This is a genomic window from Variovorax sp. 10L426, assembly GCF_056395305.1.
In genome coordinates this window covers 94,488-111,249 of record NZ_JBFTJF010000002.1, presented here as the reverse complement: position 1 = coordinate 111,249, position 16,762 = coordinate 94,488, and the positions used below count along the sequence as shown (strand labels likewise).

At 64.5% G+C, this 16,762-nt stretch carries 15 protein-coding genes; 12 read left to right on the top strand and 3 right to left on the bottom strand.

Annotated features, from left to right (window positions below):
* Window positions 1-9 precede the first annotated feature (9 nt).
* From AC1DHL_RS03220 to AC1DHL_RS03175, 10 genes are all read left to right on the top strand, one after another.
* Window positions 10-1,149, top strand: a complete 1,140-nt coding sequence (locus tag AC1DHL_RS03220; protein WP_478160581.1) for an acyl-CoA dehydrogenase family protein — start codon at window positions 10-12, stop codon at window positions 1,147-1,149.
* Between the two features lie 23 nt (window positions 1,150-1,172).
* Complete coding sequence (locus AC1DHL_RS03215) at window positions 1,173-2,360, top strand: lipid-transfer protein (RefSeq protein ID WP_478160579.1); 1,188 nt, start codon at window positions 1,173-1,175, stop codon at window positions 2,358-2,360.
* Window positions 2,361-2,365: 5 nt separating this feature from the next.
* Window positions 2,366-3,538 (top strand): acyl-CoA dehydrogenase family protein, encoded by a 1,173-nt coding sequence (locus AC1DHL_RS03210; RefSeq protein WP_478160577.1) that lies wholly within the window; start codon window positions 2,366-2,368, stop codon window positions 3,536-3,538.
* 3 nt (window positions 3,539-3,541) lie between these two features.
* The gene (locus AC1DHL_RS03205; protein ID WP_478160575.1) at window positions 3,542-4,666 is read left to right on the top strand and encodes an acyl-CoA dehydrogenase family protein; all 1,125 of its coding nucleotides are present in this window, start codon (window positions 3,542-3,544) and stop codon (window positions 4,664-4,666) included.
* A 26-nt stretch (window positions 4,667-4,692) separates the two neighbouring features.
* A complete protein-coding gene (locus tag AC1DHL_RS03200) occupies window positions 4,693-5,682 on the top strand; it encodes a Bug family tripartite tricarboxylate transporter substrate binding protein (protein WP_478160573.1) in 990 nt (329 codons plus the stop codon).
* A gap of 34 nt (window positions 5,683-5,716) precedes the next feature.
* Window positions 5,717-6,661, top strand: coding sequence for an SDR family oxidoreductase (locus tag AC1DHL_RS03195; RefSeq protein WP_478160571.1), 945 nt, complete (start codon window positions 5,717-5,719; stop codon window positions 6,659-6,661).
* A complete protein-coding gene (locus AC1DHL_RS03190) occupies window positions 6,658-7,818 on the top strand; it encodes an acyl-CoA dehydrogenase family protein (protein WP_478160570.1) in 1,161 nt (386 codons plus the stop codon). Before AC1DHL_RS03195 ends, AC1DHL_RS03190 begins: the two co-directional genes overlap by 4 nt.
* 19 nt (window positions 7,819-7,837) lie before the next feature.
* Window positions 7,838-8,824 (top strand): acyl-CoA dehydrogenase family protein, encoded by a 987-nt coding sequence (locus AC1DHL_RS03185; protein WP_478160568.1) that lies wholly within the window; start codon window positions 7,838-7,840, stop codon window positions 8,822-8,824.
* The gene (locus AC1DHL_RS03180; protein WP_478160566.1) at window positions 8,821-9,609 is read left to right on the top strand and encodes a crotonase/enoyl-CoA hydratase family protein; all 789 of its coding nucleotides are present in this window, start codon (window positions 8,821-8,823) and stop codon (window positions 9,607-9,609) included. Before AC1DHL_RS03185 ends, AC1DHL_RS03180 begins: the two co-directional genes overlap by 4 nt.
* A gap of 134 nt (window positions 9,610-9,743) precedes the next feature.
* Window positions 9,744-10,061, top strand: coding sequence for a DUF1161 domain-containing protein (locus tag AC1DHL_RS03175; protein ID WP_478160564.1), 318 nt, complete (start codon window positions 9,744-9,746; stop codon window positions 10,059-10,061).
* Window positions 10,062-10,130: 69 nt separating this feature from the next.
* Here AC1DHL_RS03175 and AC1DHL_RS03170 read toward each other — a convergent pair whose 3' ends face one another.
* Together AC1DHL_RS03170 and AC1DHL_RS03165 are read right to left on the bottom strand one after the other, a co-directional pair.
* Window positions 10,131-10,325, bottom strand: a complete 195-nt coding sequence (locus AC1DHL_RS03170; protein WP_478160562.1) for a hypothetical protein — start codon at window positions 10,323-10,325, stop codon at window positions 10,131-10,133.
* A gap of 250 nt (window positions 10,326-10,575) precedes the next feature.
* Window positions 10,576-11,367: a helix-turn-helix transcriptional regulator gene (locus tag AC1DHL_RS03165; RefSeq protein WP_478160560.1), complete on the bottom strand. Its 792-nt coding sequence runs from the start codon at window positions 11,365-11,367 to the stop codon at window positions 10,576-10,578.
* 547 nt (window positions 11,368-11,914) lie between these two features.
* Here AC1DHL_RS03165 and AC1DHL_RS03160 point away from each other — a divergent pair.
* Both AC1DHL_RS03160 and AC1DHL_RS03155 read left to right on the top strand, forming a co-directional pair.
* The gene (locus AC1DHL_RS03160; RefSeq protein ID WP_478160558.1) at window positions 11,915-13,726 is read left to right on the top strand and encodes a tannase/feruloyl esterase family alpha/beta hydrolase; all 1,812 of its coding nucleotides are present in this window, start codon (window positions 11,915-11,917) and stop codon (window positions 13,724-13,726) included.
* Window positions 13,727-13,908: 182 nt separating this feature from the next.
* Window positions 13,909-15,804: a tannase/feruloyl esterase family alpha/beta hydrolase gene (locus AC1DHL_RS03155; protein WP_478160556.1), complete on the top strand. Its 1,896-nt coding sequence runs from the start codon at window positions 13,909-13,911 to the stop codon at window positions 15,802-15,804.
* Between the two features lie 55 nt (window positions 15,805-15,859).
* Here AC1DHL_RS03155 and AC1DHL_RS03150 read toward each other — a convergent pair whose 3' ends face one another.
* Window positions 15,860-16,648 (bottom strand): helix-turn-helix domain-containing protein, encoded by a 789-nt coding sequence (locus AC1DHL_RS03150; protein ID WP_478160554.1) that lies wholly within the window; start codon window positions 16,646-16,648, stop codon window positions 15,860-15,862.
* Between the last annotated feature and the right edge of the window lie 114 nt (window positions 16,649-16,762).

The window sequence follows — 16,762 nt, the reverse complement described above, 5'->3', positions numbered from 1 at the left end:
GGAGACCCCGTGAACATCCACCGTACCGTCTACCGCGACGACCACGAAATGCTGCGCGAGACCGCGCGCCGATTCTTCGAGCGCGAATGCCTGCCGCGCCAGGCCGAATGGGACAAGGCCGGCCGTACCGACCGCGAAACCTGGCTGAAAGCCGGCCGCGAAGGCCTGCTGTGCGTGACCGTGCCCGCCGAATACGGCGGCGGCGGGGGTGATTTCGGCCATTCGTGCGTGCTGGCCGAAGAGCTGCACCGCTCGGGCGTCTCGGGCTTCAGCCTGTCCGTGCACTCGGACATCACCGCGCCCTACATCGTGCGCTTCGGCACCGAAGAGCAGAAGCAGCGCTGGCTGCCGAAGATCTGCCGCGGCGAAACCATCATGGCCATTGCCATGACCGAGCCGGGCACCGGCTCCGACCTGAAGTCGATCCGCACGACTGCCGTGCGCGACGGCGACGAATACGTCATCAACGGCAGCAAGACCTTCATCAGCAACGGGCTGAACTGCGACATGGTGTTGGTGGCCTGCAAGACCGACCCGAGCGCCGGTTCCAAAGGTGTGAGCCTCATCATGGTCGAGACCGACCGCGCGGGCTTCCGCCGCGGCCGCAAGCTCGACAAGGTGGGCCAGCCGGCCGCCGACACCACCGAGCTCTTCTTCGACAACGTGCGTGTGCCGGTCGACAACCTGCTGGGGGAGGAGAACAAGGGTTTCGTCTGCCTGATGCAGGAGTTGGCGCAGGAGCGGCTGATCATCGCCGTCTACTCGGCCGCCAAGCTCGAACGCCTGCTGGAGCAGACCATCGAGTACGTGAAGGAGCGCAAGGCCTTCGACGGCACCGTGTGGGATTTCCAGAACACCAAGTTCAAGCTGGCCGACGTGAAGGCGCAGGCCGTGGCCGTGCGCACGATGGTCGACTACTACATCGGCGAGCACATGACGCGCCGCATTTCGGTGCAGGAAGCCGCGATCGCGAAGCTGTTCGCGACCGAGACGCTGTGGAAGTGCATCGACGAGATGGTGCAGTTGCACGGCGGCTACGGCTACATGCTGGAGTACCCGATCGCTCGGGCGTTCACCGACTACCGCATCACGCGCGTCTTCGGCGGCACCAGCGAAGTCCAGCGCGACCTCATCTCACGCAAGCTCTGAATCAACCCCCATAGGACAAGCACATGACTGAAAAAGTAATCGTCGCCGGTGTCGGCATGATCCCCTTCGCCAAGCCGGGCCAGAGCCTGAGCTACACCGAGATGGGTGCCGAGGCCACGCGCCGTGCGCTGGCCGATGCGGGCTTGAGCTACGACGTGGTGCAGGAAGCCTACGTGGGCTATGTGTACGGCGACTCCACCTCGGGCCAGACGGCACTTTACGAAGTGGGCATGACGGGCATTCCGGTCGTCAACGTCAACAACAACTGCTCCACCGGTTCGACCGCGCTGTACCTGGCGCGCAAGGCGATTGCCTCGGGCGATGCGGACTGCGTGCTGGCGCTAGGCTTCGAGCAGATGCAGGCCGGTGCGCTCAAGACGCAATACACCGACCGCCCGCCGACGCGCGAGCGCTTCATGCCGGTGTTGCATGGCCTCACGGCCGACATGGACGGCATGCCGCAGGCGCTGCGCACCTTCGGCGGCGCCGGTCGTGAGTACATGGCCCGCTACGGCTGCAGCATGGAAACCTTCGCCGCGGTGCGTGCCAAGGCCAGCCGCCACGCGGCCAACAACCCGCTCGCCCTCTTCCGCACCGTCGTGACCACTGAAGAAGTGATGGCCGACAAGGTGCTGCTGCCCGGCGTGATGACCCGCCTGATGGCCTGCCCGCCGACTTGCGGCGGTGCCGCAGCCCTCCTGGTGTCGGAGCGCTTTGCGAAGAAGCACGGCCTGCGCACCGACGTGCAGATCCTGGCGCAGGCAATGACCACCGACCCGGTCGAATCCTTCGAGCCGCCGTCGATGCTGAGCTGGGTCGGCACGCACATGACCAAGGCAGCCGTGGGCCGCGTCTACGAAGCGGCCGGCGTCGGCCCCGAAGACATCGATGTCTGCGAACTGCACGACTGCTTTGCGCAGAACGAAGTCATCAGCTACGAGTCGCTGGGCTTCTGCCCTGAAGGCGGCGCCGAGAAGTTCGTGAACGACGGCGACAACACCTACGGCGGCAAGATCGTGGTGAATCCCTCGGGCGGCTTGCTGTCGAAGGGCCATCCGCTGGGTGCGACCGGCCTGGCGCAGTGCTATGAACTCACGCACCAGTTGCGCGGCAGCGCGGACCAGCGCCAGGTGGAAGGTGCCCGCCTCGGCCTGCAGCACAACCTGGGCCTCGGCGGCGCCTGCGTGGTCACGCTCTACGGCAAGAACTGAGCGCCATGGATCTCCAGCTGAGCCCGAGCGAGACCGCGTTTCGCGACGAGGTGCGCGCCTTCATCCGCGACCGGCTGCCCGCCGAGATCCGCGACCGCCTGAGCAAGGGCCACGCGGCCCGCAAGCAGGACATCGTGACGTGGCAACGCATCCTGCATGAACGTGGATGGGCGGCGCCGCATTGGCCGCAGGCGTACGGCGGCGCAGGGCTCGGCACTGCGGAGCGCCTGATCCTGGTCGAGGAACTGCAACGCGCCGCGGCGCCGCAGCCCCTGCCCTTCAACGTGGCGATGCTCGGCCCGGTGCTGCTGCGCTTTGGCACCGAAGAACAGAAGCGCTTCTTCTTGCCGAAGCTGGCTCGGCTCGATCTGTGGTTTTGCCAGGGCTTCTCGGAGCCGGATTCGGGCTCGGACCTCGCTTCGTTGCGCACGCGTGCCGTGCGCGATGGCGACGAGTACGTGGTCGACGGCCAGAAGATCTGGACCACCTCCGCGCACCATGCCGACTGGATCTTTGCGCTGGTGCGCACCGAGCAGGCGGCGCGCAAGCAGGACGGCATTTCGTTCCTGCTGATCGACATGAAGACGCCGGGCGTTTCGGTGCGGCCGATCGTTTCGATCGACGGGCAGCATCACCTCAACGAAGTCTTCTTCGACAAGGTGCGCGTGCCGGTCGCCAACCTCGTCGGCGAGGAAGGACGCGGCTGGGATTGCGCCAAGTACCTGCTGGCGAGCGAGCGCACCAACATCGCCAGCATCGGCCTGTGCTGGGAGCGGCTGGGCTACGCACACGAGCTCGCCGAGAGCATCAGCCAAGCCGGCAAGCGCCTGATCGACGACCCGAAGCTGGCCGCCGAACTGGCCACGCTCGGCGCCGAAGTGCGCGCACTGGAGCTGACCAACTGGCGTTTCCTTCTCGACCCGGAAATCGGTCGCAAGAACCCGGGTTTCGCGTCGGTGCTCAAGGTCAAGGGCTCGGAGACGATGCAGGCGTTGACTTCGCTGATCGCCCGCCTCGCCGGACCGGCTGGACTGGAACGGCGCGATGGCGAAGGCGACGCTGCCCTGCACCCGCTCGCTGCCGCGTCTCCTCGCTACTTCTTCTATCGCGCAGCCACCATTTACGGCGGCTCCAGCGAAGTGCAGAAGGACATTCTGGCCAAGACGCTTCTGGGATAAGCCATGCAATTCGATCTGAACGAAGAACAACAGGCGCTGGCGGAAAGCCTGTCGCGCCTGCTCGATGACCACTACGGCTTCGAGAAGCGTCGCGCCATCGCAGGCTCGGAAGCGGGCTGGAGCGAAGCGGCGTGGAACAAGCTGGCCGAACTCGGCGTGACGGCGTTGGGCATTCCCGAGGCCTTCGGCGGGCTGGGCGGCGGTGCGGGCGACCGGCTGCCGGTGATGCAGGCTTTCGGACGCGCGCTGCTGCTGGAGCCGTATCTGACGTCGAGCGTGTTGGCCACGACAGCTGTGCTTGCAGCGGGCAGCGAAGCGCAGAAGGACGGCTTGCTGCCCTCACTCGCCAGTGGTGAATTGCGCATGGCCTGGGCGCACGAGGAAGCAGCCGGGCGCCATGCGTCCCTGTGGGTCGAAACGCGTGCACACCTCGACGGCAAGCAGTGGCGTCTCGATGGCGCGAAGTCGCTCGTGCTGCATGCCGGTGCGGCCAGCCGCTTTGTCGTGAGTGCGCGCGCCAGCGGACAGCCCGGCGATGAAGACGGCCTCGCCCTCTTCCTTGTCGATGCTGGCAACGCCAGGTTGCGGGCTTACCGGCTCATCGACGACACGCCCGCTGCCGAGTTGATCCTCGACTCGGCAGCCGCCGAACCCTTGGGCAATTCTTCGGACCACGCGCGCGCAGCATCCGCCATTCGCGCCACACTCGCAGCAGGCACCGCCGCCGTCTGCGCGGACATGGTCGGCACGATGGAAACGGCCTTCGCCCTCACCACCGCCTACGTCAACACCCGCAAGCAGTTCGGCCGGCTGATCGGCGAATACCAGGCGCTGCGCCATCGCATCTCCGAGATGGCCGTCGCACTCGAAATGGCCCGAAGCATGGCCATTGCGGCGGCAGTGGCGGCGGATGACCCAGCGTCGCCCAACGCGGCCACCGACCTGCCCCGCGCCAAGCTTTCCATTGGCCGTCACGCACGTGCGCTTTGCCAGCAGGCGATCCAGTCGCACGGCGGCATCGGCATGACGGAGGAATACGCGGTCGGCCATTGCCTGCGTCGCATCCATGTCCTCGACCAATTGTTCGGCGACGCGGACGCGCAGGCCGCGCGCCTGGCCAGCTTGTGAATCGAATCACCAAACCGGAGACAAACATGAAACCTCTCAAGACTGTTCGCCTGCTGGGCGCAGCGTTGACCTCGCTGATGGCCTTCGCCCTGCCCTTGCAGCCTGCGCAAGCCGCCGACCCCTTCCCGTCGCACCCCGTGCGCTTCATCGTGCCGCTGGGCCCGGGCAGCGGTTCCGACACCGTCACGCGCCTGGTCGCCAAGCTGGCGATGCCGGAGCTGGGCCAGTCGACCTTCGTGGAAAACAAGCCGGGCGGCGACGCGGTGCTGGCCGTTCAGAGCCTGTTGACTTCGCCGGCCGACGGCTACAGCGTGCTGATGCTGTCGCCTTCGTCGATGGTGATCAACCCGCTGGTCAACGAAGGCCTGGCCTACGACCCGCAGAAGGACCTGCGTCCGGTGGCGACCATGCTGCGCAGCGCTGCGGTGCTGGTCACCGGCGCCAACTCGCCGTACAAGACCTTCGCCGAAGCGATGACCGCCGCGCGCAAGGCACCCAAGACCGTGAGCATGGCCAGCTACAGCCATCACTACCGCATCGGCTCGCTGATGATGCAGCACCAGGCCGGTGTGCAGTTCAACTACATCCCCTACAAGAGCCCGGGCCAGGTGCAGACCGACCTGATGGGCGGGCAAGTGGACCTGGCCCTGCTCGACATCGGCGGCGCGCTGCCGCTGATCGCCGCCGGCAAGGTGCGTCCGCTGGCCGTGACCGGCAAGGAACGCCACCTCAAGCTCGCCAACGTGCCCACGGTGCGCGAGAGCGGCTTGCCCGACTACGACCTCTATGTCTGGATCGGCTTCGGCGTGAGCAGCAAGGTGCCGGACGCCGCGGCGAAGACGCTGGAGACCGCGCTGCTCAAGGCCATGGCGCAACCGGAGTTCAAGACCTACGTGACCGAGACGGCGGGCGCCGAGGTGTACACCGTGCCCGGCAAGGAAATGAGCGCCATGATCGCGTCGGAGACTGCGCGCTACCGTGCGCTGGCCAAGCAGGTCGATATCGTGCAGCGCTGAGTCGCTGCGCCCGAAAAGAATCCAGGAGAAAGACATGCAACAGCTTTGCAAGGACCGCGTGGTCGTCATCACCGGCGCCGGCCGCGGCATCGGCCGCGAGTACGCGCTCGAATTCGCACGCCACGGCGCCAAGGTCGTGGTCAATGACCTGGGCGGACGCGGCGACGGCGGCCCCGGCTCCGCCACAGGCCCGGCCCTCGAAGTCGTGGCCGAGATCGAAGCCATGGGCGGCCAGGCGATCGCCAACGCGGACGACGTGGCCGACTGGAAGGGCGCCAAGCGCATGATCGAAGCGGCTATCGACACCTTCGGCGGCCTCGATGTGCTGGTCAACAACGCGGGCATCCTGCGCGACCGCACCCTGGTCAACATGGAGGAGGAGGACTGGGACGCCGTGATCCGCGTGCACATGCGCGGCACCTTCGCGCCCTCGCGCCACGCCGCCGCCTACTGGCGCAACGAATCGAAGGCCGGGCGCCAGCGCGACGCGCGGATCATCAACACGAGTTCGTCGTCGGGCCTGTATTGCAACGCCGGCCAGTCGAACTACGGCGCGGCCAAGGCCGGCATTGCCGCCCTGTCGGTGATTGCATCGCGCGAGCTGGACCGCTACGGTGTGACGGTGAACGCCATCTACCCGACCGCCATGAGCCGCCTCACCGAAGACATCTTCGCCAGCCCCAAGTGGCAGGCGATCCGCAACGAGGCCCCCGGCTTCGATCCGCTTGACCCGTCGAATGTCGCGCCGCTGGTGGCATGGCTCGGCAGCAGCGAATCGCGTGGCATCACCGGGCGCGTGTTTGGCGCGCGGGGTGGCCGCATCACCGTGGCCGAAGGCTGGCACGCCGGCCCGCGTATCGAGAAGGTTGGACGCTGGACCGTGGAGGAGCTCGGTGAGCTGATCCCCGACCTGGTGAAGCAGGCCGCTCCGAATGCACTGACCACCGGCGAGATCCCCGTCGAAGAGGTGACGCCATGAGCACGCAGTTGCTCGAGGCCTTCCGCCTTGCGCAACTGCCCGAGGAAGCGCAGGCATTTCGCAAGGAAGTGCGCGAGTTCCTGGCGGCCAACCTGGAGCCTGCCTCGCCTGCGGTGCGGGCACGCACCTGGATGGGCTTCGACGCAGCCTTCAGCCGGCGTCTCGCTGCGCGCGGCTGGGTCGGCATCACCTTGCCCAGCGAGTACGGCGGCGCGGGCCTCGATGCCTTCCGCCGATTCGTGCTCGTCGAGGAAATGCTCGCGGCCGGCGCGCCGGTCGCCGCGCACTGGATCGCCGACCGCCAGAGCGGTCCGTTGATCAACAAGTTCGGAACCGAAGCGCAAAAAGACTTCTACCTGCCGCGCATCTGCCGCGGCGAAGCTTTCTTCTGCATCGGCATGAGCGAGCCCAACTCGGGCTCCGACCTGGCCAGCGTGCGCACGCGCGCTACCCGCGTGGAAGGCGGCTGGCGCCTGACGGGCCGCAAGATCTGGACGACCAACGCGCACCGCTCGCACTACATGATCGCGCTGGTGCGCACCTCCGGCGCGCCGGAAGACCGCCAGGGCGGCCTCTCGCAGTTGATCGTCGACCTCTCGCTGCCCGGCATCGACATCCGCCCGATCGTCGACCTGACGGGCGACGCGCACTTCTCGGAAGTGACCTTCGACGACGTCTTCCTCAAGGATGACGCGTTGATCGGCGACGAAGGCAGTGGCTGGATGCAGGTCAACGCCGAACTCGCCTTCGAGCGCAGCGGCCCGGAGCGCCTCTATTCGAGCGTCGTGCTGCTCGACACCTGGATGGCGAGCCTGCGCAAGACCGGCTTCTCCGCATCGGATGCCGCGCTGCTGGGCGGCTTCACGACGCAGTTGGCGACGCTGCGCAGCCTGTCGGTCGCCGTGACCACCAAGCTCGCGCGCGGTGAAAGCCCTGTGGTCGAGGCGGCGCTGGTCAAGGACATCGGCACGGAGTTCGAGCAGGCCATTCCAGCCGCCATCGAAGCGGCCGTGGCAGCCGACCCGACGCGCGCCATCGATGCCGACCTGCATCGCACGCTCGCCTACTTGAGCCAGATCTCGCCGACCTTCTCGCTGCGCGGCGGCACGCGCGAGATCCTTCGCGGCATGATCGCGCGCGGGCTCGGCCTGCGCTGAACATCAAGGAGACAAGAACATGTTTACCGAAGCCATCGAGACGATCCTCGTGGACCAGTGCACACCGGCGGTGATCCGCGCGATCGAGAACGGCGGAACGGCTGCGGCGCTCTGGCACGCGCTGGCGGACAACGGATTCCTGGAACTGATGGCGAGCGAAGCCGCCGGCGGGGCGGGACTCGACCTGGACGCGATCTTTCCGATCTTCGTGGCCTTTGGCCGCCACGCGGTGCCGGTGCCCGCAGCGCAGAGCATTGCGGCGCGCGCCCTGCTGGGCGATGTCGCAGCGCCGGAAGGCATGATCACGCTCGTGGGCCATGCGCGGCGGGAAGCCGATGGTTCGGTCCGTGCAGCCAACGTGGCGTTCGGCGCCATCGCGGACCACGCACTCGCCAACGTCGACGGCGCGCTCGTGCTGCTCGACTGCGCAAAGGCCGAACGCACCACGACCGGCGTGCGCGGCAGCCAGGGCGCATCGCTGCATTGGGCGCGTGACGCCATCGGCACGCCGGTCGGAGACAACGGCGACCGGGTCGCCGTGTTCAGCGCGGCGCTGCATGCGGCGGCCATGGCCGGTGCGATGGAGCGGATGTTCTCGATGACGCTCGGCTACTGCAACGACCGCGTGCAGTTCGGCAAGGCCATCGGCAAGTTCCAGTCGATCCAGCACCAGCTCAGCGTCATGGCCGAGCATGTGGCTTGCGCGGGCGTGGCGGCGGAGCTGGCGTTCAAGGCCGGCGACAAGATCCCCGCGGTGCTCGCTGCCGCAACGGCCAAGGCGCGCACCAGTGCCTCGGTGCCCCTCGTGGCATCGACGGCCCATGCGCTTCACGGCGCCATCGGCGTCACCGAGGAATTCGATCTCCAGCTCTACAGCCGCCGCCTGCACGAATGGCGCATGGCCGATGGCTCGGAGGCCTACTGGAACCGCATCGTCGGCGAGGCGATGCTCGGGCATGCCGTGCCGTCGGTCCTGCAATTCGTGATGGAGGAGATCCTGCAATGAGCAACTTTTTGATCTATGAGCAAGAGGGCCACATCGTCACACTGACGATGAACGATCCCGAGCGCCGCAATCCGCTCACGGGCAACACCGCTTCGGCAGAGTTCCTGGCGGCCATCGATCGCATCCACGCCGATCATTCGGTGCGCGCGGTCATCCTCACAGGTGCGGGCACGGCCTTCTCGTCGGGCGGCAATGTGCGCGACATGGGGCGTTACCACGATATGCCGGGGATGGAGTTGCGACGCGAATACCGGCTCGGCATCCAGAAGGTGGCCCTCAACCTCTTCAACCTCGAAGTGCCGGTGATCGCGGCGGTGAACGGCCATGCCATCGGAGCGGGGCTGGACCTGGCATGCCTGTGCGACATCCGCATCGCCGCCGAAGGTGCCAAGTTCGCGGAGAGCTTCGTCAAGCTCGGCATCATCCCGGGGGATGGCGGTGCGTGGCTGTTGCCGCGCATCATCGGCCTCTCGCGCGCGACCGAGCTGACCTTGACCGGCCAGACCATCGACGCGAAGCAGGCCGTGGAGTGGAACCTGGTGTCGCGTGTGGTGTCGCCCGAGCAATTGATGCCGACGGCGCGCGAACTGGCCGGGCAGATCGCTTCCAACCCGCCGCATGCCGTGCGCATGGCCAAGCGCCTGCTGCGCGAAGCGCTGCATTCGCGCCTGGACACGCTGCTTGAAATGTCGGCCGCCTTCCAGGTCATGTCGCACCAGATGCCGGATCATCACGAGGCGGTCGCGGCTTTCAATGAGAAGCGCAAGCCGGAGTTCCGCGGCTGACGCGGATCGGATGCGACTTGCAGGGATTCGCCGGTAGACGCAAGGCTACTGTGTCGACAAAGGAGGTAGCGCTACACTGCCTGTCCTAGCCTAGCGCGCTCCTTCGAGGCAAGCATCCGATGCTGAAGCCGTCCTTGCTCTCTATCGTCCTATTGGCCTTTGCGGGTTCCGCGAGCGCTGCCAGCAACTGCGACGACATCTTGGCCCAGATCGACGCAAAGATTCGCGGCGCGGGTGCGACGCGCTTCACGCTCACCATCGTGACGGCCGACGCCACGGTCAGCGGCAAGGTCGTAGGCACCTGCGACCGTGGTAGCAGGAAGATCGTCTACGAAGCGGAGGCCGCTTCCCCCTCGACCGCCTCATCCCCCGCCCTCCAGCGCGGCAAAGACGGCATCCTGACCGAATGCAAGGACGGTTCGGTATCGGTCGGCGGGGACTGCAGCAAGTGAGCGCCCGGGCGCTGCCCGTGAGCTGACCCAGTTCCACCAAGGCGCCGGCCAGCCAGCCCACCTCCAGTGCTACACCGATGACGTCAGCTCACCGACCATCCACTCGATGAAAACCTTCGTGCGCGATGGCAGTAGCCGCGCGCTGGGGTAAGTCAGGCTGACTGGCCAGGGCTCGACCTCGTAGTCGCCGAGCACGATGCGCAGGCGTTTGGCTGCCAGCAACGGCGCCGCGCAGGTGCAAAGGCTGCGCGACACGATGCTCAAGGCGTACCGCTGGCAATACATCGTCTCGGGAGTGCAGGATGAGCGCTTCCAGAAGATCCTCGGCGGGATGATCACAGAGCGATGCGGCGCGTCGGCGCCGCACTCGCGCCGATCGCATCGTAGGTTGGGACGACCGGATTGCTACAAAAGTGATGGCCTTTTGCGGTAGTTCGCAACTCGGTCAAAGCAGTCACTCAATGCAAGTCGTTCTCGCGCGGGACCGGCTGATGCTCAGTCCGCCCGCCGCGAACTAACATCGGCGCCAGCGCGCGGGGGTGGTTCCGAGCTTCCTTCGAAATACCTCAGTGAAATGGGCATGACTGGAGAACCCGCATTCACTGGCAACGTCTGCAATGCTCCGGTCCGGATGGACTTTCAAGATCTGAGCCGCACCCTCGATTCTCTGCTCGAGTACAAATGCATGAGGGGACTGCCCAAAGGTTGCCTTGAAGGTCCTCGCAAAGTGGTGCGGGCTCATCGAAACGCATTCGGCGAGACGCTCGATGCGGAGGTCCTCCCCCAGTTGCTCCGTGACGAGCGTGCGCAAGCGCCTGACGTCCCGCGGGCCGAACCTCCCTATTTGATTCAAGGAAACGGCGGGCCGCTCACCATGGCGTGCGTCCAGCAAACCTAACAATGCCAGAGTGACGCCTTGCGCGTAGAGTGGCCCAAGCGGTGAGCCGCTCACAGCCTCCGCCCATAACGCATCGACCAGATGCGACAGTCTCTGGTCCGAGCGCTCGTGCCAAGTCTGGAGATTGAACGCGCATGCATCGTCGTGGAGCAGGCGATTGACCATTACCGCCGGGAATTGAATGCCCAGGACTTCCCCGGGAGTGCCGTCCCAGCAGGCCTTCTCGACGAGAAGGCCCGCTTCGAGGAAATCGATCGTTCCGGGCGCGGTCTCGAACTCCTCCAAGTGGCGACCGCTTTTCAGCCAGCGCTTCCCGCTGCCGCTGCGCACCACCGCCAAGGTAGCGTGCGGAATGATCAAGTTGGTCACCTCGCCCTGATCTGGCAGGCGCTCGAGCGTGATCGGCAAACCCGTCCATCCTTCGTGCGGGCAAGCCAACGGCTGAAATGAGACTGGCGAAGAGGCGCTTGGCGCGGAATTGGACATGGGCGCCCCAGACTGCTTTGAATGAAAGCCGCATCGGATGCAACTCACTGCATTTGACCGGTCCGAGCGGATGCAGTTTACGTCGCCGCCAGATTCGTGAGCCCGAGGGGAAACCCATCCGTTGCAAGGCTGGAATCTGAAAAAAGCGCATGGTTTCCGATAACGCCATGGGGACGGGTTGACCTAATCTTGCGACAAGACATGCACTTCAGTTCATACACAGAACGCAGGCGTGTCGATGGTGACGGCAGCGGACCGCCCCCGCCCTTCGGTACTCGACGTGCTCGGGCGGGGGTTCAGTTCGCAAGCCTAGGTTTGCAGACGCATCCAGGAGACAACTTTGAAAACTACATCTCGCGTGGGCCCGGCCCCGATGGTGAAAGGCGCCCGGCGAATCGTACGTATGTTGGGCGTGGCCGCGACCGCGGCCGTAGCCATGGCTGGTTGCGGCGGTGGTGGAGGGAACGGCTTGGACCTCAGCAGCCTGATCCGCGGGGGCGGAACCGGTAGCGGCGGCAACGGCGGAGCTGGTGGCGGGCAGGCTACTCAACTAACGTGCGACGACTCCATCAAGACCGGCTTCAAACCGGACGCCGATACGTCGGTTCTGCTTGTCAAGGCGTTCAAGAAAGGGGACCCGCTGGTTCTCACAGAAGCTGTCACAGCCCAAACGCCGAAGGCCGCAAATGACCTCTGCATGGTCAAGCTCAACGTTGGCCCCGGCAATCCCGGGCCTGCGGACGCCCCATCGACGTCGCCAGGGATAGGAATTGAGATCTGGCTGCCGTCTCGTGCCAATTGGAACAAGCGTGTTCACAACATGGGAAGCGGCGGTTGGGGAGGCGGTAACGAAGGATCTACTACCCGCGTGAGTGGTGCCGCGGCTCCTACGGCGGGCGCCGAGGGTGCGGTGAGTGCAACGACCGACTCCGGCCACGGCACCGTCTCCGACGGCTCCTTCGCTATGAATCCGGATGGCACCATAGCCACATCGATGTGGCGCGACTATTCGCTGCGCTCGATCCATGAGCAGGCGAACAAGGCGAAGGCCCTGGCCACTGCTTACTACGGATCAGCGCCGGACCACATGTACTTTGAAGGGGGCTCAATGGGCGGGCGCCAAGCTTTCGCCTCGGCTCAGTCCTTCCCGCAAGACTACAACGGCATTCTCGTGGGCTATCCGGTGATCAACTGGACCATGCTGATCACAGGAGAACTGCAGCCTCAGGTCGTGATCCAGCGCGATCTCGGAGGTGTCGCTCCGACACTTGAACAGCAGGACCTCGTGTCGAACGCCGCGATAAGCGCTTGCGATACGGTCGGAACTCAGCATATGGGCGTCATTCTCAATCCGGCCCAGTGCACCTATGACCCAACAAAGGACGCAACAGTCCTGTGTCCCGGTGTCACAGGCAATGGCGGAGTCGTGGGAGCCAGCACATCATCGAGTTGCGTCAATCTCGCTCAGGCAACGGCGATGAACAAGTTCTGGTACGGCATGACTGCCGATGGAAGCGTTCCCGATCCCGCAGTGGACAACGGATGGAGTAAGACCATCCAGTCGCCACAGCGGTGGTATGGGCTCAACCGTGGCGCATCAACATATGGCAAGTTCGTTTACCCCGCAGGGCTAGCGGCCTCGCCGACAGGGCCTTTTACTATCGCCTCCGACATGGTCGCCTTGGAATTGCAGGACCCGACCATCGCCGAACCGAATTTCAAGAATGCAACTGGAAACGGAGCTTCCAGATGGAAGGGCTTGTCATACACGCAACTCTCGGACGCTTTCGATCGCGGCGTGGCCCTTCAAGGTGCTTTCAGTCAGGTGAATGCCAACAATCCTGACTTGTCGGCTTTCAAGGCGGCAGGCGGAAAGATTCTCCTTCACCACGGCTTTGCGGACGAGGCAGTCTATGCGCAAGGCTCCATCAACTATTACGAACAGGTTGTGGCCAAGCTGGGCGGCCTCTCAACGGTGCAAGACTTCTTTCGCCTCTATTTAGTACCAGGAATGGGGCATGGCCCGTTCCACAACGGAACGGCTCGCGCCGATGCAAACCCTCCGATGCCCACGAGTGCACAGCTCTATAGCGCCCTGACGGGCTGGGTTGAGAAGGGCGCCGCCCCGGAATCGCTAGTTGTGACCTCCGTGGGGACGGACCCTTTCTTTCCTGTGCGTCCGCCGGTCGTCCCAAAAAGCTGGCCGATCTGCGTGTACCCCAAGAAGATCACCTTCGTAAGCGGTGACGCCCTGCAAGCGACTAGCTATACCTGCCAATAGCCGCAGCGTTTGGTGGCCGCGTCGCGTCCTTTGGGACGCGACTCACAGCACTGCATCGTGAGCAGTCCACTCGCAGCCCGGCGCCAGAGTCTGCCGCCTTGCGCCTACCTCAAGACGCTCATTTCGCGAGCGGGAGTCCTCCAAGGCGCGACCCTGTCAATGATGCGCACGTCAAAAAGACTATGAGCAACTATCGATACTTGCCTTTCACAACTTTCAGTCTTGCCGCCGCCTTTAGCGTCGTGCTGGCAGGGTGTGGTGGAGGCGGCGGTTCAGATCCTGCAGCCGTTGCGGCCGCATTGGCTGCGGTGGCCGCGTCCAACCAACCAGCAACGACTGCGCCGCCCACAACCACTCCGCCCGCCGTCCCGCCAATGGTCCTGAACTGCGATAGCTCGATCACGGCCAATTTCAAGTCGGATGCAAACACGAGCGTTCTGTTGGTCAAGTCCTTCAAGTTGGGTGATCCGCTAATACCTGACGGCGGTACTGCACAAGCGACCACCCCAACAGCCGAAGCAGACCTCTGTCTGGTCAAGTTGCTCGTCGGCCCCGGCAATCCTGGGCCTGCAGGATCTCTCTCGACTTCGCCAGGCATCGGCATCGAAGTCTGGCTCCCGACGAAATCCGCCTGGAATGGACGAGTGCATGCGGTCGGCGGCGGCGGGTGGGTCGGCACCGAGGAAACGGACCTCACCAAGATTTCCTCGACTGCAACGAGCGGCGACTTTCGAAAGCCCGCTGCCGTCGCCGCCGAGGAAGGCGCGGTCTCGTCGTCGACCGATACGGGGCACATGGGGGCGCCGGCGAATCTCCAAGCGTCTTTCGCAATGAATCCGGACGGGACCATCAACACGACTCTGTGGACCGATTTCGCCTCGCGAGCCCTTCACGAGCAGGCAGTCAAGACCAAGGCACTCGCGCTGGCTTACTACGGCTCCGCGCCGACCGTCTCCTACTTTGACGGCGGCTCGACCGGCGGTCGGCAAGCACTGAAGCTGGCCCAGGCCTTTCCAAACGACTACAACGGCATTCTTGCCGGCTACCCCGCCATCCATTGGACGAAGTTCATCACCGCAGAGCTGTATCCACAGATCGTTGTCCAACGGGATTTGGCAGGCAGCTATATGTCTGTCGATCAACTCAACCTTGTGTCGAACGCCGCGATCTCCGCGTGCGATCTCGTTGGAGGAAAGCATCTCGGCTATGTGCTGGATGCTGCCAGTTGCCGCTACGACCCGACCAAGGATGTGGCGGTCCTATGCGCCAGTGGCGGCGGCACCAACTCGACCGCCGCATGCGTCACACAACTTCAGGCGCTCGCGATCAACAAGATCTGGTACGGGATGACAGCCGATGGCAGCGTGCCGGATCCGGCAGTCGACAACGGCTTCGGTCCACCGTCGGGGGCTCACCGGTGGTATGGCCTGACAAGGGGTACGAGCCTGGCATTCCTTGCTTCCGATGCCGCATTCCCGATTGCCACCGATATGGTCGGTTTGGAACTGCAAAACCCGGCAATGGCAGGGCCTCTTTTCATCAATGCAACCGGCAACGGTACCGACGGATGGAAGTCCCTCAACTACGCCCAGCTATCGAATGCGTTCGACCTCGGCATCGCACTGCAGCCGCAGTTTGGAGACATCAATACGGACAACGCTGACTTGACCGAATTCAAGGCGAGTGGGGGGAAACTGATTCACTACGTGGGAATCGGCGATCCCTTGATCTTCCCGCAAGGATCGGTGAAGTACTACGACAGCGTACTGGCGCAAATGGGGGGGCTGTCCGAAGTCCAAGGGTTCTATCGATTCTTTGAGATTGCCGGCATGGGTCACGGGCCAGCCAATCAGACGGCAAATCCCGCTGCGGCAATTCCGATGCCCGGCGTGGGCACGGGAGATCTGTACAAGCTTCTTCTCGATTGGGTGGAGAACAAGAAGGTGCCCGTCGGCACCGTCCTCTCCTCTACCGCAGGCTTGACCCCAACGGCTAGCACGCCGCTGTGTGCATACCCCACGCGGCCGACCTACGTTGCGGGCGACGCCTTGCTGGCCGCCAGCTACACGTGCAGATGACCGTCTGGCCGACTGTAGCCCGTCGCCTGCTCGGCGCTTCGCGCCCGTTGCAGACCTAGGCCGACTTCCTCCAGCGTGCTGGGGTTGTGCCCACCTTTCGACGAAACGCTTCGGTGAGGTGGGCTTGACTGCAGAATCCGCAGTCACTGGCAATCTCGGCGAGCGGCCTATCGACTTGCTGACGCAGTGCCAACCTGGCGGCTTCTATCTTCCGCTCCAGTACATACGCATGGACAGGCTGCCCAAAGGTGGCTTTGAACATTCGCGTGAAATGGTATGGACTCATTGACAGGACATCGGCAAGCCTGGCGATGCGCAGGTCACCCGAAAGATGGTCAGATATGACTGCGTGCAAGCGTGCGCGGTCACGTGCGCCGAATCGTCCGGCCTCGACGGATTCGACGCAAGAGCGCTTGCCGTACTTGTTGCCGAGCAGGCCAAGAAGAGCGAGCGTGACACCTTCAGAGTACATCGAACCCCACGGCATTCCGGCGGCTGATTGCTCCCAAAGGGCGCTGAACAAGTAGGAGAGAGCACCATCGAAAAGCTCGAGGTGTGGCAATAACTCGAACGTAGGCAAATCGTCCTGCAGCAGCGGCGTCACCAACAAAGCGGGCAACTGCATGGCGACAACTTCGCCTTCGTCCCCATCCCAACGCGCATGGTCAATGCGAAATCCGGCCGGGCACAGACCAATCATTCCGGGAGCACTTTGGAACTCCTGCGTTCGTCCCGCGGTGGTGAGCCACCGCCGGCCGGAGCCTTTACGAACCATCGCAATCGCCGCGTGAGGCAGAACCACGTTACCTGCCTCTCCCCCTCCTGGCAGGCGTTCCAGCGTCATGGGGAATCCCTTCCACCCCACGTGATTGGCAAGCGGCGGTGGCGCATTGATTCGCCATGCCTCGGTAGGCTGTTCAGACATATCGGAATTGTGCGCTGTGCTTCATGCATTTTT